Source organism: Bartonella sp. AA83SXKL (assembly GCF_042196965.1).
GTDB lineage: Bacteria > Pseudomonadota > Alphaproteobacteria > Rhizobiales > Rhizobiaceae > Bartonella.
The window spans coordinates 152,768-173,971 of record NZ_JBHIRG010000003.1; the positions used below are offsets into that span (position 1 = coordinate 152,768).

General features: G+C 36.4%; 18 protein-coding genes. 15 read left to right on the top strand and 3 right to left on the bottom strand.

Features of this window, described 5'->3' with window-relative positions; genetic code table 11:
- Positions 1-627: 627 nt before the first annotated feature.
- A complete protein-coding gene (locus ACFINO_RS02825; RefSeq protein ID WP_375655013.1) occupies positions 628-5,187 on the bottom strand; it encodes a hypothetical protein in 4,560 nt (1,519 codons plus the stop codon).
- A 652-nt stretch (positions 5,188-5,839) separates the two neighbouring features.
- On the opposite strand from ACFINO_RS02825, the gene hfq reads away from it, so the two are divergent.
- The 4 genes from hfq to ACFINO_RS02845 all read left to right on the top strand — a co-directional run bounded on the left by hfq (position 5,840) and on the right by ACFINO_RS02845 (position 10,674).
- Positions 5,840-6,079, top strand: coding sequence for an RNA chaperone Hfq (gene hfq, locus ACFINO_RS02830; RefSeq protein ID WP_005773461.1), 240 nt, complete (start codon positions 5,840-5,842; stop codon positions 6,077-6,079).
- 53 nt (positions 6,080-6,132) lie between these two features.
- On the top strand, positions 6,133-7,470 hold the full coding sequence (hflX, locus tag ACFINO_RS02835; RefSeq protein ID WP_375633154.1) for a GTPase HflX: 1,338 nt from the start codon (positions 6,133-6,135) through the stop codon (positions 7,468-7,470).
- Positions 7,471-7,619: 149 nt separating this feature from the next.
- Complete coding sequence (locus tag ACFINO_RS02840; protein WP_375655014.1) at positions 7,620-9,446, top strand: hypothetical protein; 1,827 nt, start codon at positions 7,620-7,622, stop codon at positions 9,444-9,446.
- A gap of 151 nt (positions 9,447-9,597) precedes the next feature.
- Positions 9,598-10,674 carry a COX15/CtaA family protein gene (locus ACFINO_RS02845; RefSeq protein ID WP_375655023.1) on the top strand — a complete coding sequence of 359 codons (1,077 nt, stop codon included), beginning with the start codon at positions 9,598-9,600 and terminating at the stop codon, positions 10,672-10,674.
- Positions 10,675-10,694: 20 nt separating this feature from the next.
- Here ACFINO_RS02845 and argC read toward each other — a convergent pair whose 3' ends face one another.
- Positions 10,695-11,627, bottom strand: a complete 933-nt coding sequence (gene argC / locus ACFINO_RS02850) for an N-acetyl-gamma-glutamyl-phosphate reductase (protein ID WP_375655015.1) — start codon at positions 11,625-11,627, stop codon at positions 10,695-10,697.
- Between the two features lie 323 nt (positions 11,628-11,950).
- On the opposite strand from argC, the gene glyA reads away from it, so the two are divergent.
- From glyA to nusB, 6 genes are all read left to right on the top strand, one after another.
- Positions 11,951-13,264 carry a serine hydroxymethyltransferase gene (glyA, locus tag ACFINO_RS02855; protein ID WP_375634485.1) on the top strand — a complete coding sequence of 438 codons (1,314 nt, stop codon included), beginning with the start codon at positions 11,951-11,953 and terminating at the stop codon, positions 13,262-13,264.
- A gap of 11 nt (positions 13,265-13,275) precedes the next feature.
- Positions 13,276-13,758: a transcriptional regulator NrdR gene (gene nrdR, locus ACFINO_RS02860; RefSeq protein ID WP_375633149.1), complete on the top strand. Its 483-nt coding sequence runs from the start codon at positions 13,276-13,278 to the stop codon at positions 13,756-13,758.
- Positions 13,751-14,881 carry a bifunctional diaminohydroxyphosphoribosylaminopyrimidine deaminase/5-amino-6-(5-phosphoribosylamino)uracil reductase RibD gene (ribD, locus tag ACFINO_RS02865; protein WP_375633148.1) on the top strand — a complete coding sequence of 377 codons (1,131 nt, stop codon included), beginning with the start codon at positions 13,751-13,753 and terminating at the stop codon, positions 14,879-14,881. The genes nrdR and ribD overlap by 8 nt, the downstream gene beginning before the upstream one ends.
- Complete coding sequence (locus ACFINO_RS02870; RefSeq protein ID WP_375655016.1) at positions 14,863-15,480, top strand: riboflavin synthase; 618 nt, start codon at positions 14,863-14,865, stop codon at positions 15,478-15,480. Before ribD ends, ACFINO_RS02870 begins: the two co-directional genes overlap by 19 nt.
- A gap of 81 nt (positions 15,481-15,561) precedes the next feature.
- On the top strand, positions 15,562-16,017 hold the full coding sequence (locus ACFINO_RS02875; RefSeq protein ID WP_375611572.1) for a 6,7-dimethyl-8-ribityllumazine synthase: 456 nt from the start codon (positions 15,562-15,564) through the stop codon (positions 16,015-16,017).
- Positions 16,018-16,019: 2 nt separating this feature from the next.
- Positions 16,020-16,490: a transcription antitermination factor NusB gene (gene nusB / locus ACFINO_RS02880; protein WP_015856452.1), complete on the top strand. Its 471-nt coding sequence runs from the start codon at positions 16,020-16,022 to the stop codon at positions 16,488-16,490.
- Between the two features lie 75 nt (positions 16,491-16,565).
- Here the strand turns inward: nusB and ACFINO_RS02885 are convergent, their stop codons facing one another.
- The gene (locus ACFINO_RS02885) at positions 16,566-17,045 is read right to left on the bottom strand and encodes an outer membrane protein assembly factor BamE (protein WP_375607172.1); all 480 of its coding nucleotides are present in this window, start codon (positions 17,043-17,045) and stop codon (positions 16,566-16,568) included.
- Between the two features lie 221 nt (positions 17,046-17,266).
- Here ACFINO_RS02885 and ACFINO_RS02890 point away from each other — a divergent pair, with 221 nt between their 5' ends.
- From ACFINO_RS02890 to ACFINO_RS02910, 5 genes are all read left to right on the top strand, one after another.
- Entirely contained in the window at positions 17,267-17,824 is a 558-nt protein-coding gene (locus ACFINO_RS02890) for a DUF177 domain-containing protein (protein ID WP_375618504.1), read from the top strand.
- Positions 17,825-17,973: 149 nt separating this feature from the next.
- Entirely contained in the window at positions 17,974-19,044 is a 1,071-nt protein-coding gene (gene plsX / locus ACFINO_RS02895; RefSeq protein WP_375655017.1) for a phosphate acyltransferase PlsX, read from the top strand.
- 49 nt (positions 19,045-19,093) lie between these two features.
- Entirely contained in the window at positions 19,094-20,068 is a 975-nt protein-coding gene (locus tag ACFINO_RS02900) for a beta-ketoacyl-ACP synthase III (protein ID WP_375607115.1), read from the top strand.
- A 77-nt stretch (positions 20,069-20,145) separates the two neighbouring features.
- On the top strand, positions 20,146-20,460 hold the full coding sequence (locus ACFINO_RS02905; RefSeq protein WP_375633144.1) for an integration host factor subunit alpha: 315 nt from the start codon (positions 20,146-20,148) through the stop codon (positions 20,458-20,460).
- A gap of 196 nt (positions 20,461-20,656) precedes the next feature.
- Positions 20,657-21,160, top strand: coding sequence for a MerR family transcriptional regulator (locus tag ACFINO_RS02910; protein WP_375633143.1), 504 nt, complete (start codon positions 20,657-20,659; stop codon positions 21,158-21,160).
- Positions 21,161-21,204 lie beyond the last annotated feature (44 nt).

Genomic DNA, 21,204 nt, shown 5'->3' on the forward strand with positions numbered 1-21,204 from the left:
GAAGAAATTTTAAATAACAATTTGCAATTTATAAATTATTTTTGCAGCTATTTAAAAGGAAATTGGAACTTTAAAAATGGGAGTTGTTTTATTTATTATTCAATTGAACTCTTAATAATGCGAACTTTATAATTTATAATGAATCATCTCGTATGTTGAATGAGAAATTTGAATACAATAAGATTCTTTTAGCTCAAATTCACCTAATATAATAAAAAATATTTACTTAGATAATTCAACGAGAGTAATATGTGGATAAAAAACATTAAAAAAAATAAATAGAAGTGTTTCTATGAGCTATTTTAATACAAAAGCATGAATTTTTTCACAATTAATAAAAATAATTATTACCGATTTTGTACCTTTATGAAACTATGAAAAATAAAGGAGTTAAGAAAAAGATAAGGAAATAGAAGACATGCTTTATCATTCTTAGAATGATACGTTGTTTGATAAGCCATTACGCTTCTTTAGGGTTATTGCTTAGGATGTCAAAGAAAACCGCATGCCAATTATCCCAACCTTTGAAGTACAAAGCTACAGTTGAAAAAAAAGCATTCTATGATGAGCCATTAAAACAACTGGAGAGAGAAAGTGGAAAAATATCTTTTTCCACTTTCTTATTTGTTATTGGATTCGACCACTTGCATGAGCAAGCATAGTATAAACTTTTCCGGTATCTGATATCAAGTACTTGCGAACTGAGTTGGAAGAGCCAGAACTGCGCGATATATCACGTAAGAGCTTTTCGAAATCCGTAACATATTGATTCACTGAACGTTTAAACCCAAAATCGCTCATATATTTTTTCTTAATCATTTCAAATATTTTTTGTCCATTTAAGGTATAAAGGCGTTCTGTTACGATGTTTTTTTGTCCACGTTGATAATGATCCCATAGCTCAACAATGGCATTGTGATTAATAGCTTGCACTATACCAGAAGCTAATGAATTAAGAGAGCAGTTTGCAGGAGATGGTTTTGTTTGCACTGATGTTAAAACATCATCACTAGGGGGAGCATCATAAAATGTTTCTTCACGTGAAGCTCTTTCTAAGAGATTTGATACCCATTTATTTGGTCTTTTTTTGCTTTGATCTTGTTGCAAAATAGGCTTAGGTGGCACAATCTTTTTAACAGACTCAGTGGAACTGTCACTTTTTTGATTAAACATTGATGATGTAGGAAATGCTGATATTAGCTGTTTTTGTGCGCTCTTTTGATCATTTTGTATAACACTGACTAAATCTTGTAACGCTGTAATCTGTTCATTCAAAGCTGTGCGAATTGTTTGCGTTGTTTCTTTTGTTTTTTCTGGAAGTTTTTTTACATTTTCATTGATATCATTATTAATCTTTGAAAGCTCTAAACGAACTTCATCAGCGGAGCGACGTATATCTTCTGCTGCTTCTGAAAAACGCGTTGATGCTTCACTAACAAGCTTATTAAGTGATTGTTGGAATGAATTTGTGGAGTTACGCGCATTCTTATCAGAGCGTTCAAGTGCTAAGTTGAAGATTTTTTCATAATGCCCAATCATTTGATTAATTTCATGAGACTTTGAAACAAGAGCATCGCTTAATACAGAAAGCGTATTATGTTTTTCTTCAAGTGTTGCACTAAGTGAATTTTCAGACTGTTCAAGAACATGAATAGTTTGGGAAAGTGTCTTTGCATGTTCACCAAAACTACTCGTTATATGATTAATTTGTTCAAAGGTACTCTTTGAAAGTCCTTGCAGAATTTCAACATTAGTATTGAGCGCTTGATTTGAGGCTGACAAACGCTCTGCTACTTGGTCCGTGTTGCGGAAAAAATTATTCGTACTCTCATTAAACTGCCCATCAATATTTTGAACAGCCGATAATAAAACATTACTATTTTCCTGAAAATTGTAAATTGATTGATTCAACTGTGTTAAGATGGATGAGACATTATTAACAAGCTCTTCCTTCATAATCGTTATTGTTTGAAGTGTTTCAGAGTTAGCTTTGGTTAAGCTATTCACTAAAGATTCATTATGTGCATAAATTCTTTGTTCAGCATTTTGTGTGGAAAGAGAGAGTTGTTCACCGATATGCTGTGTTAAAGAATCAATTGATTCTGTCGTATTTTGCGCTGCTTGATTTAAGTGATTTGTAAGCTCTGTTATTTTTCCAACATGTTCTGAAATTTGTGTTGTTGTTTGATTTCCAGCATCTTCCAGACGGCTCGTTACATCAGAGAGTTGATATCCTAAATTATTTTTAAGATTTTGCATAGAGTGATGAAGAACATCACAGCGTTCATTAAGAACTTGTTCTATTGCTGTTGTTGATGTGTGAATAGTTTCATTCAATAATGCTTGTGCATTATGACTGGCTGTTGCGAAAGCTTCGACAGTATGCGCTGTTTGTTCAGACAGAACTGACAGAACTTTTTCACTGGTATCATAAACAGTTTTTTTGACATTTGATACAATGCGATTGCCTGATTCTGAGAGAATATTTTCTGCTTGTGCAGTAACATTTGTAACAGATGAAAGAATTTGTTCACTCGTAGAAGAAAGAATATCAGAAGCTTTTATAATCTTATTATGCAGGTTATCTGTCACTGTATTAACAGAGTCTTCTAAGGTTACACGCATATTGTCAACACTGCTTTCCAGCGCTTGTTGAATTATCTGACTTTGCTCATTATTAATCATGAGAGACGTTTTTAATGTGTCAGAACGTTCCTCAATAACAGATGTTTGCATATCAATGGCTTCACAGATTTGGCTAAATTTTTCAGATAATGTTTCCTCTAGCGTTGTTGTCCGTTCAAAAATTTTGTGTGCACGATCTTCTAGATCTGTATCGAATGATTCCATACGTGTTTCAAGGGTTTCAAAGAAAACACCACTCGATTGAGAGAGCGTATTCTTTAAAATTTCGGCATGGCTTTCAAGGTTTTTGATATGATCTTGAACCGTTTCAGTAATGTTTTTATTATTGGCGACAATTGCACTCTCAACTAAATCTATTTGTTGTTTCAATGCAACATCGACACGTATATCACTTTTTGCAATGAGATTATGGATTGTTTCCATGCGTTGTTCAAGTGTGCGTGCTTGATCGGCAAGAACTTCATTGAGAGAAAAACTATTAATCGCTAAAGAGTCGCGCAGAGCATCGGCACGGATATCAATATTTCTCGCTTGTGCTTCTAAAGCATCTTGGGTTGTATTACAACTTTGTACAATGACATCTTGTAACTTTTCAGTGCATTGAATGATGTTTGTAATATGATTTTCAGCTTGTTTATCAACGACTTGAATATTGTCAGCCAAAACTTTTTCAATATGAGAAGTATTTTGGGATAAAACATCAATTTGATTTCTTAATGTATCCGCAATTTTATTCTTCTCGTTATCGAGCATGTCTGCCATAAGAGCTCGTTGATCAGAAAGTTGTACTTTAAAATCTTGTGAACGTTCTTGTATGATATCAACAATGGCATTGTCGACATATTGAATTTCTTCTCTCAGACTTTCTTTACTTTTATCAATTGCAGAAAGAATAGCTTCACGTCCATTTGTAAATGCATGGGTAATGTCTGCTGTTTTTTCTTGGAGGTTCTCATTTATTTTCAAGACATGAGCTTCCAAGAAGTTACCAAGTTTTTCAGCATTATCCTCTAAAGCCTGACTGCGTTCTATAAAGGAATCAATGATGGAATCACTATGTTCTTTAAGAGAAAGATCAACCGTTGCTAAACGTTGTTCAAAGGCTCCAATTGCTTGCGAGGTTACGTTATCAAATTTAGAAGAGAGTTTATGTGCTTGGTCGTCGAGCTTTAAGATCTTCTCATCAAAATTCTGTAGAGATTGATTATTACGATCAATAAGAGCTTTATCCAAGGCTTTAAACTTTTCATCGACAGCGTGCAAAGTTTGATCTGTTACTGCTTGTATATGTGTTGCAATTTTAGCAACATGTACTTCTGCTTTTTCAGCTGTTTCATTAAAAGTTTTTTCTATTTGTTTTTCATTATGATCAAATCGTTTTGCAAAGCCATCGAAGTTTTTTCCTAATTCATGAAAAAATTCCGTGTTTTTCTGCTGAATTTGTGTTGTTGTTTTGTTAAATTTTTCAACAAGCTGATTTGTTACGCCATCACCAGCATAGGAAAGTTTTTCAACGAGGTCTTCGCCTTGTTTTTGTAAAGTTTGAGAAAGGGTTTGTGCAAGCTTTTCAACATTGGTTACAATGTTAGAGGTAACCAAACCAAATTCATCACTCAGTTGTTCTTGGGTTCCTTTAATTGTTGATTGTACGCGATCTGCATGATTCAAAATGGCTATGCGTTCATTACTCAATTCTTTGATTAATGTGTGAATGCGTGATTCATTTTCAGCATAGGCTTGTTCTAGATTATGAACTTCACCTTGTATGATTGCTTCAAGTTCAACAGCACGTCCGAGGGTACGTTCAATACCTTCGTTCATTGCTGCTACTTCTTCACGAATGGTTTGCCCTATAGCAATAGCTTGTTTTTCAGATAGATGTTGTGGTTCACTAAGGCGCTGTGCAGCATTGGTCATAAGAAGCGCAATATTATGCAAGTCGTTTGAACGTTTTGTTAATTGAGCAACGCCCCAAGATATAAGGATAGGAATTGCTGTTCCGGCTGCTACAGTAAGTCCTGTTGGGGATGTAACAAAAGTGCTGATATTGGATAAGGAGCTGAGTCCGGTAGGTGCGAGCTTATGCGCAATAAAAGCTCCTCCCGTTGCCCATAAAGCACTAAGCGCTGTTGTATACCAGTAGACTCGAGAGGAAGAACGCTGCTTGAATGGTCCAAAATTTACAGGGGTTGTTATATCATCATTTGCGGGAAGAAGTTTTGTAGGCAATAATGTATTATGAACGGTTCCACCTGAAATATCAGGTGAAGGTTTTGGAGCAAAAAGCTGTTCAACAACGGATTTATCAATAACAGCTTCATCATAAATATTAGAAACAAAAGTTGACGTACCGTTTTCAGCAAAAAATTCTTCTTCTGCCATTGCAATTTTTTGAATCAGATCATCGACATTAACAACATTTTCAGAATTATTGGATGATATCGTTTCAAATTCTGTGTCATCGAAATCAAAGTTCATAGCTTTTGTGAGGGCTTCTTCAACTTCAACTTCAAATGTTTGCAATTTTGTTCTGCGTGCCATACTCGCCTCGTACTCTTACAGCCGGAAAAGGGATACGTCCTCTTCCACATAATTTCTACATACTAGCTGTTAATTATTTAGAAAGGAATATGCTTAGGGAAAAATTTTAAAAACTTATCAAGATAAAGTTAACGCGGTTTCTTGTACCCTGTTTAAAAATGTTATAAAATATAGTAAAAACAATTTATTATTTAAATCTAACTAAAACAAAAATACTGTTTACAACTTGTGTTTATAGAAAGCTTTATAAGCCGGCAGTCTTTGAAATAAGGACTTTAATAGCGGTTATATATACAGTAAGGTGCAAATGCCTCTCTTTAATATCGGTAATCGTTAATAAATGTTGTTGTCCGCTTACTTTTATTGATTCTAAACGAAGCAGATTCATCATCACATATAGTCTGTAATAGCTTAGGATGTATAAAAGTATGCCTTTGAATTGTAAGCTCATAAAAAAGTAAACGTGGAAAAATTTTTAATTTAATATAGCTTTTCGTAAGTTGTACTTTATTATTGTGTTAAAGAGCCGTTTTTTCTCTAATTTCAGTTGTTTGTTGCTGAATTTTTAAGCTTCTACGTTGACAATTGGATATTTTTCAGTCGATATGCATGCACGAATATTTTATGCAATCTAGATAAAGGTGTAAGAATAATGGCAGAGCGATCACAACACCTGCAAGATGTGTTTTTAAATACGGTGCGTAAGCAAAAAATTTCCCTTACAATTTTTCTTGTCAATGGCGTTAAACTCACGGGTATTGTAACTTCATTTGATAATTTTTGTGTTCTTTTGCGCCGAGATGGACACGCGCAATTAGTTTATAAGCATGCTATTTCTACGATTATGCCTGGACAGCCTGTACAGATGTTTGAGGGTGAAAGTCCTGAGTAAACATATCATTTTAAGATAGACCTCTTATCCCATTTAAAAGTACTTAGATTGCTATGATAAATGAAAATGAGAGATTAGGAGGGGTATTTTCGCAGAATACAGGACAGGTGCGCGCACTTGTTTTGATACCGATTTTTCAAGAAAATAGAAGTGAAAGCTCTTTGAGAGAGTGTTCTATATCTTCTCGTGTTAAAGAATCATTGGGGTTAGCACGTGCCATAAGGTTAGAAGTTGTTAATTATGAAACGATAAATATTGCAACGCCTCGCTCTGCGACTCTCTTTGGAAAAGGTAAAGTAGATGCGTTAACCTGTTATATAGATGAATATTCTATTGAGCTTGTGATTGTAGATCACTTTTTAACGCCAGTACAGCAGCGTAATTTAGAAAAATTGTGGAATTGCAAAGTTATCGATAGAACGGCTTTGATTCTTGAAATTTTTGGGGACCGTGCACGAACAAAAGAAGGAGTTTTGCAAGTAGAGTTAGCGCGTTTGTCCTATCAAAAAGGGAGGCTTGTGCGGAGTTGGACGCACTTGGAAAGGCAACGGGGGGGGCGTGGCTTCCTAGGTGGACCTGGTGAGACGCAAATTGAAGCAGATAGGCGTCTTTTACAAGAAAAAATTATTCGTATTCGCCGCGAATTGCAAACGGTTATTAAAACGCGTGCACTTCATAGAGCAAAAAGGAAAAAAACATCTTATCCTGTTGTGGCACTGGTAGGATATACGAATACAGGAAAGTCAACTCTCTTTAACCGTTTAAGCGGTGCAGATGTTTTAGCAAAGAATATGTTATTTGCAACGCTTGATCCGACTTTGCGCAAAGTTGTTCTTCCCCATGGAAAAACTGTTCTTTTGTCTGATACTGTAGGGTTTATTTCTAACTTGCCAACGAATTTGATTGCAGCTTTTAGAGCAACCCTTGAAGAAGTGGTTGAAGCGGATCTCATTCTTCATGTAAGAGATATGTCAGATCTTGATCATCGAGCACATGCCCAAGATGTTTTAGAAGTGCTTTCAAGTCTTGATATCGATATTGATGATATGGAGCACATCATAGAAGTTTGGAATAAGATTGATATGTTAGATGAGCAAGCATTGAATGTTTTACAAACAAGCGCAAAGACGCGATTAAATCCTGCTCTCATGGTATCAGCACTTAAAGGGGATGGACTCGATCAATTATTAAGAGCCATTGAAAAGCTAATTTTTGGAGAGGTGCAAAGCATTGAATATCTTTTACAACCTCATGAAATGTCGCTTATTGATTGGTTTTATGAAAACTCTGCGGAAATAGTGCAAGAAGGGCATGATGATGGGTCTATTACCATTAGAGCGGTTGTTACTTCTGAAGCAAAAAAACAACTAGAGAGCCTCAAAAAAATATGAATTAAGTTCTTTAAAAATATTTTTGAACATTTGTGCTTAAATTTTATATTTTTATTATCTCAAAATAATATGACAGCAAGTTAAGAGGATAGTTACTACTTTCTCTTAATAAAACAATATGAAGAAGTATTTTGCTGGTTAAAATAAAGATGAGTCTTACATGTAATAAAAGACTATTCGTACGTACCGTATGGCGAAGCATTTTGATTGTTTTGCTATTACAAATTCTATGTGTATCTTTGATTTGGTTGTATTATTTTGTCCAGCCCCGTGGTTACCAAGCAACTTTAACATTTTCATTATCTGATTCTGTAGGAAAGCCATTACCAATTAAAAAGCAAGACAATGTTATCGCTTTTTTGTTTTCACAGCCTATGTTCTTCAATGATTCGAATTTTTCTTTAAGTGCTTCTTATAAGAAAAAAAATCATGAAAATATCCGTTTATCGCGTCATGGTGATTTTATCGATCTTATTTTTGAAGCCGAGACACTTGAAGCAGCTCAACGTGGGTTGGAAACTTGGTTTTCCGCATTTTCACAAGCAATCATAAAACAGAAACAATTCTTGTTAAATGATAAATTAGAAGACAAACAATATGATAATATTGCAATCCTTAATATCGTGCAGGAATTTCGTAAATCTATTGATTCTTTTATTCAGCGTGGTGTAAAACAAACAGAACTTCATAATCTTTCGATGCAATTAACGCAAGCAACTTTAAAGCGTATTCATTTAACAAGTTTGAATTCAACGATTAACATGATGCGTGAAAATGGGCAGTCTTTACTGTCTTTATCGTTTATTGCAGGCAATTCAGCAATTGTTTCTCTGGAATCTAAACGTGATCTCTTGGAAACGCAAAGAGCACATATGGCTGCACAATTAGGGTGGACACATCCTCAAATTAAAGCGATGACTGCAGAATTAGAGACAGTTTCTCATCAATTAAAAAATAAAATTTTACAGATTGTTTATCAAGTTCATTCAGATGAGGTTATTGCAACGGAATTGGAAAAACAGCTTCAAAAAAGGGTGAGTTTTTTTATAAGAGATCAATCCCAATCTTTGAATGAAATATTTAATGAATTTGAAAATAAAATAAAAGCAGCGATCGATGTCCAAAATAAAGCGATGAGCAAGTCTGTTCAACGAAGAGAAAAAGTCATTGGTTCATATTGGGGATTGAGTGATAATCCTCTTCTCTTACAAAATACAAATATCCACGTGGTTATGCCAATAACGTTAGCACCAATTTCTTTTATGGCTCTTTATGGAAAAAATATTCTTGTGAGTGCATTGGCCAGCTTCCTTACTCTTTTGCTAGGAATCTTGTTATTCTATCCGTGCTTTAAAAGGAAAAAAGACCAAATCTCAGAAGAGGATTTGAGATCAAAAGAAAATTCTCTTAAGAAGAATGAGAATATTTTAGTCTCTCAAGAAATGAAAAATTTTGAAGCTTTTATTACGATAGAGGGATTATCTGATGTTTTGAAATGGCGTGCTTCAACCATTATTTCAATCATTGGACCAGAGGCTGCACGGACAGCGGCAAAGCTTTCACTTCATCTCACAAAAGAGAACAAAACAATTTTGTTGGTCGATATTTCTGGTCAACAAATAGAGAAAGTCATTGGTCCACATCGCGGACTGAGTGATATTTTAACGGGCAATGCCAAGTTGCATGATGTTATTTACCGTGATTATGATACGGGGGTTGATATTCTTCCTCAGGGGGTAACAAGTGCCATTTCAGCACAAGATTTTTCAAATGATATTTTTCATATATTACAAGAATTTAAAAAAGAATATGATTTTATCATCCTAGAGATGGCAAGCGAACCAAAATATGGGTTTGAGCAATTTGCAGAGCTAACAGACTATTATATTTGTAATACTGTTCTTAATGAACAAGAATGGATGATGCGGATGGTAGACAGCTTTCCAAAGACTGTTTATCGCGTTGTAGCATCATAAGCTTCGTAAAGTAAAAAAGAAATATGTATCGCATGTTATAGTGGTACGCTTGTTTTTTGCTAAAGTTGTAGTACATACTAAAATAGACAAAGAGTTAATGTTTAAATTTTAAAATGCATTTTAGTTGGAGAGAAGCGTGGGGCAATCAGATATGGTAGTAAAGAGATTAAACAATAGCATTTTAACGCCTGTGCAAAAGGAAAATAGAAAACATATACAGGTGTGGCTTTACTCTATTTTATTGCTGTGTTTGGCAATTGTCTTAGTGGGTGGCGCTACTCGTTTGACGGGATCAGGATTATCTATAACGGAATGGAAGCCAATACACGGCGTTATTCCACCGATTGGTGTGGATCAATGGCAAGAGGAATTTTTAAAATATCAACAGATAGCACAATATAAGCTGCTTAATCCTGATATGACCTTAAGTGCTTTTAAGGTCATTTTTTGGTGGGAATGGGCGCATCGTGTTCTTGGGCGTCTTGTTGGTCTTGTCGCTTTATTGGGGCTCATTTGGTTTTGGGCGACTAAGCGTGTTGAAAAAAATATCTTACTCCCGCTTATTGTTGTACCTATTCTTATCGCCTTTCAAGGCTTTATTGGTTGGTGGATGGTTGCTTCAGGGATTGGGCAAAGTAGTTTAACAAGTGTGAGCCAATATCGTTTGGCATTTCATCTTATAACGGCATGTTTTGTTATTGTTTTTGTTACTTATTTATCTCGAGGGCTTGCAGAATATTCAGAAAAGCCAGCAAATCAAAAGGTGCAATATTTTGCGGCTTGGCTTGTTATTCTCGTCTTGATAGAGATTTATTGGGGTGCTTTGGTTGCAGGGCTTCATGCAGGAAAAGTCTATAATACATGGCCCCTTATGGATGGTCAGATTATTCCTGATGGATTGTTACAGCATCGTCCTGTTTGGCTCAATTTATTCGAAAATCCCTTAACGGTTCAGTTTATTCATAGATTTTTTGCTTATTTTTTATTGATTGCCTCGGCTATTCATGCTTTCTATGTACAAAAAAATGTTCCCCGTTCAACCCACTCTCGTCGTGCATTTCTTATCTGTGGTATGATTATTATCCAAGCACTTTTAGGTATTTTGACACTGTTACATGAGGTTCCGATAAGTTTGGGGCTCATTCATCAAAGTATGGCATTAGTCGTGTTGTGTTTTGTTGTTGCGCATTGGCGAGCAACAAAAGGGGCATCTTGTGCTGTTGAATAAAGCTTGTATCTAGATGAAGTTTAGTTGCCTGAAAGCATTAAATCAAGGTTTTGGACAGCAGCAGCTGATGCGCCTTTTCCTAAATTATCGAATAGGGCGCTGAGATTAAAAATGCCTTCACGATCATTTCCAAATACGAACAGTTTCATACCATCTTTGTTGGCTAAACATTCTGGATTAAGTCTTTCAAGTGAAACAGTTTCTTCTTGTGATGCTACTAAAATGGTATTTTGTCCATCGTAATGGTTTGCGAGAATTTCGCGCAAATCAGAACAGTTTGCTGATTTTGTGAATAAATGGCGATGCAGAGGAAGATTCACAATCATTCCTTGGGGAAAACGACCCACACTTGGTATAAAAATTGGGGTTTGATTGATTTGTCCATAGATTTTGATTTCTGGCACATGTTTGTGTTCAAGATTAAGACCATAGATAAAATAATTGTCCTGAATATTTTGTTGAGATTGATTTTCCATTTGTAAAATCAACTGTTTTCCACCACCGGTATAGCCGGAGATTGCATTAATCGAGATGGGATAATCGGCGTCTAGCAATCCTGCTTCACGGAGTGGACGAATCAAACTAATGGCACCGGTAGGATAGCATCCGGGATTGGTTATATAATGTGCTGCTTGGATGCGCTTTCTTTGTCCTGCTGTCATTTCAGGAAAACCGTAAACCCAGTCTGGTGCAACACGGTGGGCTGTCGAGCTATCAATAATCCTAATGTTTTTATTTTTTTTAAGCCAATGAACTGTTTTGCGTGCAGCATCATCTGGAAGACACAAAATAGCAATATCGGCTTGATTAAGATAGTCTTGTCGCAGATGAACATTATGGCGATCTTTATGAGCAAGAGAGAGTAGTTTTAAATCTGTACGCCTTTCTAAGCGTTTTTGTATTTGTAGTCCGGTTGTGCCATGTTCACCATCAATAAAAACTTTGATTAGCATTCTTATTTGCCTTCGTATTAACTTTGCCTATTATATTCAGCTTTTCACATTATAAATTATTTTTAATCATTAAATTATTGAATTTCTTTAGATTATAGATACCTTTTGTAAAAGGTGTAAACAAATAAGAGTGTAAAAAAAGAAATGTAATCTCATTTTTTACCATTCTCGAGAGGGAAGTTTTTCGTTGTTTTTATAACAAAGAACTAAGATAAATATTTACCTCATTATTTTTGAGTGTAAGTAGTTTAAAATGTTTGGTTTGCATGGTTTGCTGTGTTATCGTTCCTTGACTTTATTTTTTTATGTTAGGAATGTGTTTTATGACTCAGCAAGAAAATGACGCACAAAAGCGCTTTTTTAATGATAATTTACAAACTGTTGATGGTGCAATTTTTGACGCAATTAGAGGGGAGTTTGAGCGTCAACAACATGAAATTGAGCTGATTGCTTCAGAGAATATTGTTTCAAGAGCGGTCCTTGAAGCGCAGGGGTCTGTTTTAACCAATAAGTATGCAGAAGGTTATCCAAGAAAGCGCTACTATGGTGGGTGTCAATTTGTTGATGTCGTTGAAGATTTAGCTATTGAAAGGGCAAAACAGCTTTTCGGTGCTGCGTTTGCGAATGTACAGCCTAATTCTGGTAGCCAAATGAATCAAGCTGTCTTTTTAGCTTTACTTCAGCCTGGTGATACATTTATGGGGTTGGATTTAAATGCTGGTGGTCACCTTACGCATGGTTCACCTGTTAATATGTCAGGAAAATGGTTTGATGTTGTTTCCTATGGTGTGCGTCAAGAAGATCAGATTATTGATATGGATGAGGTTGAGCAGCTTGCAAAAGAACGTAAGCCAAAACTTATTATAGCAGGGGGCTCATCTTATCCACGGCTATGGGATTGGGAAAGATTCCGTGAAATTGCAGATGAAATCGGTGCTCATTTACTCGTTGATATGTCTCATATTGCTGGTCTTGTTGCTGGTGGCGTGCATCCTTCACCTGTTCCACATGCGCATATTGTAACAACAACAACACATAAATCGCTTCGAGGTCCACGTGGTGGTTTAATATTGACAAATGATGAGGCTTTATCCAGAAAAATTAATTCTGCAATTTTTCCTGGTCTTCAAGGTGGTCCTTTAATGCATGTGATTGCCGCAAAGGCTGTTGCGTTTGAGGAGGCTTTGCGTCCCTCTTTCAAGAGTTATAGTGCTAATGTTGTCGCTAATGCGAAAACTTTAGCAAAAACATTACAGGGTAATGGTTTTAATATTGTTTCTGGTGGTACAGATAATCATTTGTTGTTGGTTGATTTACGTTCCAAAAATCTAACAGGTAAACGTGCTGAATTGGCTTTGGGACGCGCTCATATTACCTGCAATAAAAATGGCATTCCTTTTGATTCTGAAACGCCATCTATAACATCAGGAATTCGTTTGGGATCACCTGCTGCCACGACGCGTGGTTTTTTAGAAAAAGAGTTTATTCAAGTTGGTCATCTGATTTCAGAAGTTCTTGATGGTCTTCGGAGTGCAAAAAGTGATGAAGATAATCATGTCGTTGAAATGGCTGTTGAGAAAAAGGTAAAAGATATAACGAATCAATTTCCTCTTTACTCTTATCTTACCACTCGTTAAGGATACAAAGGATGCGCTGTCCTTACTGCCAATATGAGGATACACAGGTCAAAGACTCACGTCCAGCAGAAGAGGGGGCAGTGATTCGCCGCCGCCGTGTGTGTTCCGTTTGTGGTGGTCGTTTTACAACTTTTGAACGTGTTCAGTTGCGTGAGCTCTTGGTTGCTAAAAAAAGTGGACGATGTGAACTCTTCGATCGTGATAAGTTAATGCGATCAGTTGATGTGGCTGTACGTAAGCGCAATATTGATCCTGATCATATTGAACGAGCAATTTCTGGCATTGTACGCCAGCTTGAAAGTTTGGGAGAACCAGAGATTGCTTCAGAAAAAATTGGGCATCTTGTGATGGAAGCATTGAAAAGAATTGATGATATTGCTTATATTCGTTTTGCTTCTGTGTATCGAGATTTTCGTAATGCAAGCGATTTTCACGATGTTATAGATGAATTGTCAAAGGGTATCGCGGATACAGAATCTCGTTTTGATGAATAAAAAAGTGCAAGATGAACGGTTTATGGCTGCAGCTATTCGTTTAGCAGAACGTCATGTCGGTCTTACAGGTGAGAATCCTTCCGTTGGTACGTTAATTGTGCGAAACGATAATGGTGCTGTGGGGGCTTTTATTGTTGGCTATGGCGTAACAGCTATTCATGGGAGTCCTCATGCGGAAGTGCAAGCTTTACACATGGCAGGTTCTTTGGCTCAAGGAGCGACTGCTTATGTTACTTTAGAACCTTGTGCGCATTATGGAAAAACTTCGCCGTGTGTGAATGCGCTTATTGATTCAGGTGTTTCTCGAGTTGTTGTTGCGCTGACTGATTGTGACAAGCGTGTTGATGGTCATGGTATTGCTCTTTTGCGAGCAGCGGGTATTGAAGTGGTTGAGGGCATTTTAGCTGAAGAGGCTTTTGAATCCTTATGGACGCATTGGTGCATAAGGAAGATACAACGCTGTGCGGTCACTTTTAAAATGGCAATTTCTGCCGATAATGGTGTTGGAAAAAGAGAGAAGGGCAGCGTAAAAATTAGTGGAACACTTTCTCATGCTCATACGCATATTCTACGTGCTCAAAATAATGCTATCCTCGTTGGTATTGGTACTATATTAGCAGATGATCCACAACTCAATTGCCGCTTGCCAGGGATGGAAATGCGCTCACCAATTCGTATTATTTTGGATGCAGATTTATCTATCCCCCTTGATGCAAAAGTTGTCCAAACAGCCATAAAAATTCCTACATGGGTTATTTGTGATGTGGATCTTTCAAAGAAAAGCAAAAAAAATGCATTGGAGCAATATGGTGTGTCTGTTTATTCGGTCGAGATGAACAATGGTTGTGTAGAACCCTTTGCTCTTTTACAGATGCTTTATAAACATGGGATTAATAGTGTTTTATTGGAAGGGGGCGTCAAGACAGGGGAAAAATTTTTGAATGCTGGTTGTGTTGATCATTTGATATGTTTTCATACCCCTATTGTTTTAGGCAAAAATCGTATTGAAGCCCCTCATTTTGGAAATTATCTCTCGCAGTTTCATGAGATTGAGACAAGAATGTTTGGAAATGACCGTTTTTATAAGTGGAGACGTAAGACATTATGTTCACAGGAATTATAACGGATATTGGTTGTGTTGAAGATGTTCAACCTTTAAAGCAGGGGATGCGTTTAAAGATTTCTACCCGCTATGCTATAGAAAGCTTAGCAATTGGCGCGTCAATTGCTTGTTCAGGAATTTGTCTGACAATTGTAGAGCGAGGATTAAAGCAAGAAGATACCAATTGGTTTGTTGTTGAGGCGTGGGAAGAAACATTACGTTTAACGAATCTTGCACAATGGATAAAAGGAACTTTTGTTAATTTGGAACGTTCGCTTCGATTGGGTGATGAAATGGGAGGACATTTAGTTTCTGGTCATATTGATGGTTTGGCTGAAATCATTGATCAAAAAAATGAAGGGGATGCAATTCGTTTTTATTTAAAAGTTTCAAGACAATTTATGCCTTTCATTGTTAATAAGGGATCTCTTGCACTTAATGGGACATCTTTGACTGTTAATGGTGTTGAGGATTGTGTTTTTGATGTTCTTATTATTCGCCATACACTTGAAATGACAACGTGGGGACAAGCTAAAATTGGAGATCGGGTCAATTTGGAAATTGATCAACTTACTCGTTATGCTGCAAAACTTTTTGCTTTAAAAAGAGAAGATGAATAAGCCAACACTCTATTGATCGTTTTCAGAATTTTATGCTTTATAACTTTGATTTTTTTGATTCGTTTTTTGTGGAATTCCATTATGATGAAAGAGATAGGTAAAAAGCCTCACGTATTGATTGTTGAGGCACGTTTTTATGAGGGGATTTCTGATGCACTTTTGAGAGGTGCAGTGAATACTTTGCAAAAAGCTGAAGCAAGTTATGATGTTGTAACGGTTCCTGGAGCATTAGAAATACCAAGTGCAATAGCTTTTGCTGAACAAAACAAGATATCGTATGATGGTTATGTTGCTCTTGGTTGTGTTATTCGAGGTGAAACATATCACTTTGAAATTGTTGCTAATGATTCTTGTCGTGCATTGATGGATTTAACTGTTCATCAGCACTTGGCTATTGGAAATGGTATTTTGACTGTTGAAAACGAAGAACAAGCATGGGTGCGTGCAAAATTAGATGACAAAAATAAAGGTGGTTTTGCGGCTGAAGCTGCTTTATGTATGATCGCTCTAAAAAAGAGATTTGGAGATAATCGTTAAATATGGCTGATATAAAAAGCAGACATTTTCCGCGTTCAGCCAATAAACGTGGAGCAGCAAGACTCGCTGCAGTTCAAGCACTCTATCAAATGGATATCGTGGGTTCGGGGGTGATGGAAACGGCAGCTGAGTATGAGGCTTATCGTTTGGGAAAAGATATTGATGGAGACCAATATCTTGAAGCTGATTTTCAATGGTTTTTGGCTATTATAACGGGTGTTGTAAAAGATCAAAAGCAGCTTGATCCTCTGCTTCATCAACAGCTTTCTGCAGAGTGGTCTCTTTCACGTCTTGATTCTATATTGCGAGCAATTTTACGAGCAGGTTTATGGGAGTTGATCAACCGTAAAGATGTTCCCGTTGCGGTTGTCATGAATGAGTATGTTGACATAGCAAAGGCGTTTTTTGAAGGTGATGAGCCAAAACTTGTTAATGCAGTTCTTGACAGTATGGCAAAAAAAGTTCGCCTCTAAGAGTTACAAATCCCCCTATTATAGATCTGATATTATCAGACCTATAATATTGAAACGGTATGCAGACTATATAATTCAGTTATGGGGTGGCAAATTCGCAGGGCCTTTTATAATTTGAATTAAGAAAGGATGTTCTTTTGTTACAGTTGGCGTTGTTTGTGTAATAAAATCAAACACTTGACCGTCTTGTAATCCGTAATTTGCAACTTTTGCAACCTGATTATTTTTATTGAAGTAAATGGCTAAAACTTTGCGATCAATAATCTTTGTTTTCATAAACTGCATCCCACGATAACGTGTCTGTGAGATGTAATAAAAAACTTCATTATCATATTTTGTTTTTAATGAGGGGGTCCCTAAAGTTAAAAGAACTTGCTCTTGACTTGAGCCAATAGAGATAGAACTTAGAGCATTTTTATCAAGAACATAGCCTTCTCTATAAATTTGGCTCGAACCTGAAGAATCAAGAAGGCTACACCCAGCAAGCATTCCTATGCTTGCTATTGATAGACCAATCAATAATTTACGTTTGATTAAGGCTATTATGTGAGGCATTTGAAACAATAGTATCTCCTTTTTATACTGAGATGTAGGACAAGAAGGCAACCTCAAGTTTTTTCTAATTTTAACTTAATCTACCGTAGCTTACACTGAGTTTCCCTGTTATAAAGCAAATTATGCCATATAGAATTTCTTTAGAAAAGAAAAAAATGCATAAATACTTGAGATAAATAAAAACATAGTGCTTTACGCGTTTTTATGTTTGGGAGTTGTCAATGAATGTTCAAAATGTTCCTCAAATGACATTTGCTTTGGCTTATCCAATATCTGTACGTTCTCTACCTGCTAAAGGTATAAGGGTTCATTTTTGTGCAAACAAAAAAGAATGTACACATTTAGCCCAGAACCATGATTTAATTGAAGTAAAATCTTGTGAGGGAAAATTCCATATTTTCCCGTGGAAAAAACGCGGAGTGCGTATAAAAGGTCTGTTGCAAGCGCGTATACTACAGTTATGTGTTGTTACATTAGAACCATTAGAAAATATCCTTTGTGAAAATATTGAGGTTGTTTTTGTTCCTGAAGATTCAAATTTGATGAAGCCCAAAATATCAGAGGATACAGGGGAATTGTTTTTAGATGTGGAGGGGCTTGATACTCCTGAAGTATTTTATGATGATAAAATTGATATTGGCGCAATCATGGAAGAGTTTTTTGAGTTGTCTATTAATCATTATCCACGTAAAGAAGGGATAAAGATGAATATGGGTGAAAATTTAGAAGAAGCAGAGCGAAAATTCTCTCCATTTTCTGTTTTGAAAAATTGGAAGTGATTGTAAAAACATACAAAAAATATCTATTGTATGCTAAACGGTATTTTCTGCGAAGCGATTTTCGCAAGATGTGCTGTGTGAGTATTCAGGAGCCAAAAATCATAATATGTATTTAAAGATGTAAATGAAAAGATGTGGGATATGCAAGCGTGATTAGAATTTCTGTGGATGTCATGGGCGGTGATTACGGTCCAGAAGCAGCTATTGCAGGAGCAGCAATTGTACAAAAATATTTATCAAATATTTATTTTCTATTTTATGGAGTAGAGGAGGCTGTTCGTCCGGTTTTAAAAAAATATCCCTGTTTGGATTCTGTATCGCGCTTTTGCCCTACAGAAAGTTATACACGCATGGATGAAAAGCCAAGCCAAGCACTTCGTAATGGACGTGGTAAATCATCAATGTGGTACGCCATTGAAGCGGTAAAAAATGGTGAAGCTGATGCTTGCATTTCTGCTGGTAATACGGGTGCACTCATGGCCATGTCTTATTTTTGTTTGAAAATGCTTGCAGAGGCTGAACGTCCTGGTATTGCGGGTATCTGGCCAACACTGCGCAGTGAGAGTATTGTTTTAGATATTGGAGCAACAATTGGTGCCTCTGCTAGTCAGTTGGTTGATTTGGCGGTTATGGGAGCAGGTATGTTTCGCGCTTTATATCACACTGAAAGACCAAGTATTGGGCTTTTAAATGTGGGGGTGGAAGAGGTTAAAGGACTTTATGAAATAAAAAAAGCAGGAATGATATTGCGTGAAGTGCAATTAGAAGGATTGGAATATAAAGGATTTGTTGAGGGCAATGACATTGGAAAAGGAACAGTCGATGTTGTTGTGACAGAGGGGTTTTCTGGTAATATCGCTTTAAAAACCGCAGAAGGAACCGCACGACAGATAGGAGAGATTTTAAACTCTGCAATGCGCAGTTCTTTTTTAACATCTCTTGGTTATTTTTTATCACGGGGTGCTTTTCGTATACTGAAACATAAAATGGATCCTGATAGGGTGAATGGAGGAGTGCTTTTAGGTTTGAATGGTGTTGTTATAAAAAGTCATGGCAGTGCTAATGCTAATGGCTTTGCTTCTGCTATCCGCGTTGGTTATAAAATGGTTAATAATGGACTTTTACAAAAAATAACGGCTGATTTACGGCGATTTCATGAAAATAAAGAAACACTTTTTGACCAAGAAGATGAAGCGGTGATGAATGGAGAGTCCTTATGATAAGCTCTTATAATAGAAATGAAAAATTTGAAGAAAAGGTAAGAGCTGAATGATTCGGTCAATTATACGTGGTGTAGGAAGTGCTTTGCCGAAAAGAAGTTTATCAAATGATGAGATTGCAAAGTTTGTTGAAACGTCAGATTCATGGATTGTTCAGCGTACAGGAATACGCCAACGTTATATTGCCAGTGAAAATGAAACAACTGTTTCTTTAGGAGTTGAGGCTGCGCAAGCAGCACTTACAAATGCTGGTTTAACAATAAAAGACATCGATTGTATTATTTTAGCAACGTCTACCCCGAATCGTACTTTTCCTGCTTCTGCTGTTGAAATTCAGCATGCTTTGGGAATGAGCCATGGATTTGCTTTTGATATTCAAGCTGTTTGCTCTGGTTTTATTTTTGCTTTAACAACAGGAGATTCTTATTTACGGTGTGGGGGAGCTAAAAGAATTTTAGTTATTGGATCCGATACATTTTCTCGAATTTTAGATTGGGAAGATCGTACGACATGTGTTTTGTTTGGTGATGGTGCGGGTGCTGTTATTTTGGAAGCACAAGAAACTGAGGGGGATATTGCTTTTGAGCGTGGTATATTGTCTGCGAAATTGCGCTCTAATGGTGCTTATATAGATAAGCTATATGTTGATGGTGGACCTTCAACAACACAAACGACAGGCTATTTGCGTATGGAAGGACGAGAAGTTTTTAAATATGCTGTTGGTATGATAACGGATGTGGTTGATGATTGTTTTGCAGCTGCAGGTATGGATTCTTCACAATTAGATTGGTTTGTACCTCATCAGGCTAATAAGCGCATTATTGAAGCATCTGCTAAAAAGCTAGGAATTTCACTAGATAAAGTTGTGATTACCGTTGATCAACATGGTAATACGTCTGCTGCATCAGTTCCGTTGGCTTTAACAACAGCTGTTTGCGATGGAAAAATAAAAGAAGGAGATCTTATCATGTTAGAAGCCATGGGAGGTGGATTTACATGGGGAGCAATTCTTATTCGTTGGTAAATTATGGCTACTTGACCATATTTCAAGAAAACGTATAAGTCATTTTGTAATTTTTAATATTTTAATAGGTGGTTATAATGACAAGTAAGACAGTAACGCGTGCAGATTTAGCGAGCGTAGTTTGTAAAAGAGTGGGCTTGTCACATACTGAATCAGCAGCTTTAGTCGAATTGGTTTTGGATGAGATTTGCAACTCACTTGTAAGAGGTGAAGCGGTTAAATTATCTTCTTTTGCAACTTTTCAGGTTCGCAGTAAAAATGAACGTGTTGGACGCAATCCAAAAACAGGTGTTGAAGCACCTATTCCGCCGCGACGTGTTGTGACGTTTAAGGCTGCCAATGTTCTTAAACAGAGAATTTTAGATTCGTATCGTGCAAAACAGAAAAAATGATATCTCATAAATAAATGCCATGGTATGTTTGGTATTTGTTAAAGAAATGTATAAAATAAGGGTCTTTGTTTTTTAGAAAAAGACTGGTGAGTAAGGTGTCAATGATGGTCTTATTTTTGACTAATCTTGTTGAGAAATTGAGACAGAATGAGTCATTGTAAAGTAATTTATTTTGTTTTAAATAAGGTGTTACAAAATGGATAAAAGCTCTGATGCTTTTCGCACAATTAGCGAAGTAGCGGAGTTATTGGAGCTTCCGCAGCATGTCTTAAGATTTTGGGAAACACGTTTTAGGCAGATTAAACCAATGAAACGTGGGGGAGGAAGGCGCTATTATCGTCCGGTCGATGTTGATTTGCTCAATGGTATTAAGCAGTTACTATATGATCAAGGTTATACGATAAAAGGTGTGCAACGCCTTTTGAAAGAAAATGGTGTTGCTTTTGTAACTGCATTGGGTAATGGTGATCTTGATGCTATGAATGTGGTCATAGAGAAGAAACATGCAGGACAAACTTCTGAAAATGCTAGCAATAAGCCTAAGAAATCTTCTTTTGGGCTTTTGAGTTTCATGAGGAGTGAGGGAGAAACATCTGTCGGTTCTGTGAATCTTTACAAAGATAAAACTGATAAAGCATTGTTACAAGAAATTCTGTTTGAACTCATTGAATGTAAGCGTGTTCTTGATAGAGCACGATAATAATATTTTTTTGTTTTATATGTGTTTCGTAGATATTTAGATGT

Coding starts and splice junctions, on each gene's coding strand:
- ACFINO_RS02845 (WP_375655023.1), top strand. CDS start 9,598: ATGGTAGTAAAGAGATTAAACAATAGCATTTTAACGCCTGTGCAAAAG.
- ACFINO_RS02905 (WP_375633144.1), top strand. CDS start 20,146: ATGACAAGTAAGACAGTAACGCGTGCAGATTTAGCGAGCGTAGTTTGT.
- ACFINO_RS02825 (WP_375655013.1), bottom strand. CDS start 5,187: ATGGCACGCAGAACAAAATTGCAAACATTTGAAGTTGAAGTTGAAGAA.
- ACFINO_RS02910 (WP_375633143.1), top strand. CDS start 20,657: ATGGATAAAAGCTCTGATGCTTTTCGCACAATTAGCGAAGTAGCGGAG.
- ACFINO_RS02870 (WP_375655016.1), top strand. CDS start 14,863: ATGTTCACAGGAATTATAACGGATATTGGTTGTGTTGAAGATGTTCAA.
- ACFINO_RS02885 (WP_375607172.1), bottom strand. CDS start 17,045: ATGCCTCACATAATAGCCTTAATCAAACGTAAATTATTGATTGGTCTA.
- hflX (WP_375633154.1), top strand. CDS start 6,133: ATGATAAATGAAAATGAGAGATTAGGAGGGGTATTTTCGCAGAATACA.
- nusB (WP_015856452.1), top strand. CDS start 16,020: ATGGCTGATATAAAAAGCAGACATTTTCCGCGTTCAGCCAATAAACGT.
- argC (WP_375655015.1), bottom strand. CDS start 11,627: ATGCTAATCAAAGTTTTTATTGATGGTGAACATGGCACAACCGGACTA.
- ACFINO_RS02890 (WP_375618504.1), top strand. CDS start 17,267: ATGAATGTTCAAAATGTTCCTCAAATGACATTTGCTTTGGCTTATCCA.
- glyA (WP_375634485.1), top strand. CDS start 11,951: ATGACTCAGCAAGAAAATGACGCACAAAAGCGCTTTTTTAATGATAAT.
- hfq (WP_005773461.1), top strand. CDS start 5,840: ATGGCAGAGCGATCACAACACCTGCAAGATGTGTTTTTAAATACGGTG.
- nrdR (WP_375633149.1), top strand. CDS start 13,276: ATGCGCTGTCCTTACTGCCAATATGAGGATACACAGGTCAAAGACTCA.
- ACFINO_RS02840 (WP_375655014.1), top strand. CDS start 7,620: ATGAGTCTTACATGTAATAAAAGACTATTCGTACGTACCGTATGGCGA.
- ACFINO_RS02875 (WP_375611572.1), top strand. CDS start 15,562: ATGATGAAAGAGATAGGTAAAAAGCCTCACGTATTGATTGTTGAGGCA.
- ribD (WP_375633148.1), top strand. CDS start 13,751: ATGAATAAAAAAGTGCAAGATGAACGGTTTATGGCTGCAGCTATTCGT.
- ACFINO_RS02900 (WP_375607115.1), top strand. CDS start 19,094: ATGATTCGGTCAATTATACGTGGTGTAGGAAGTGCTTTGCCGAAAAGA.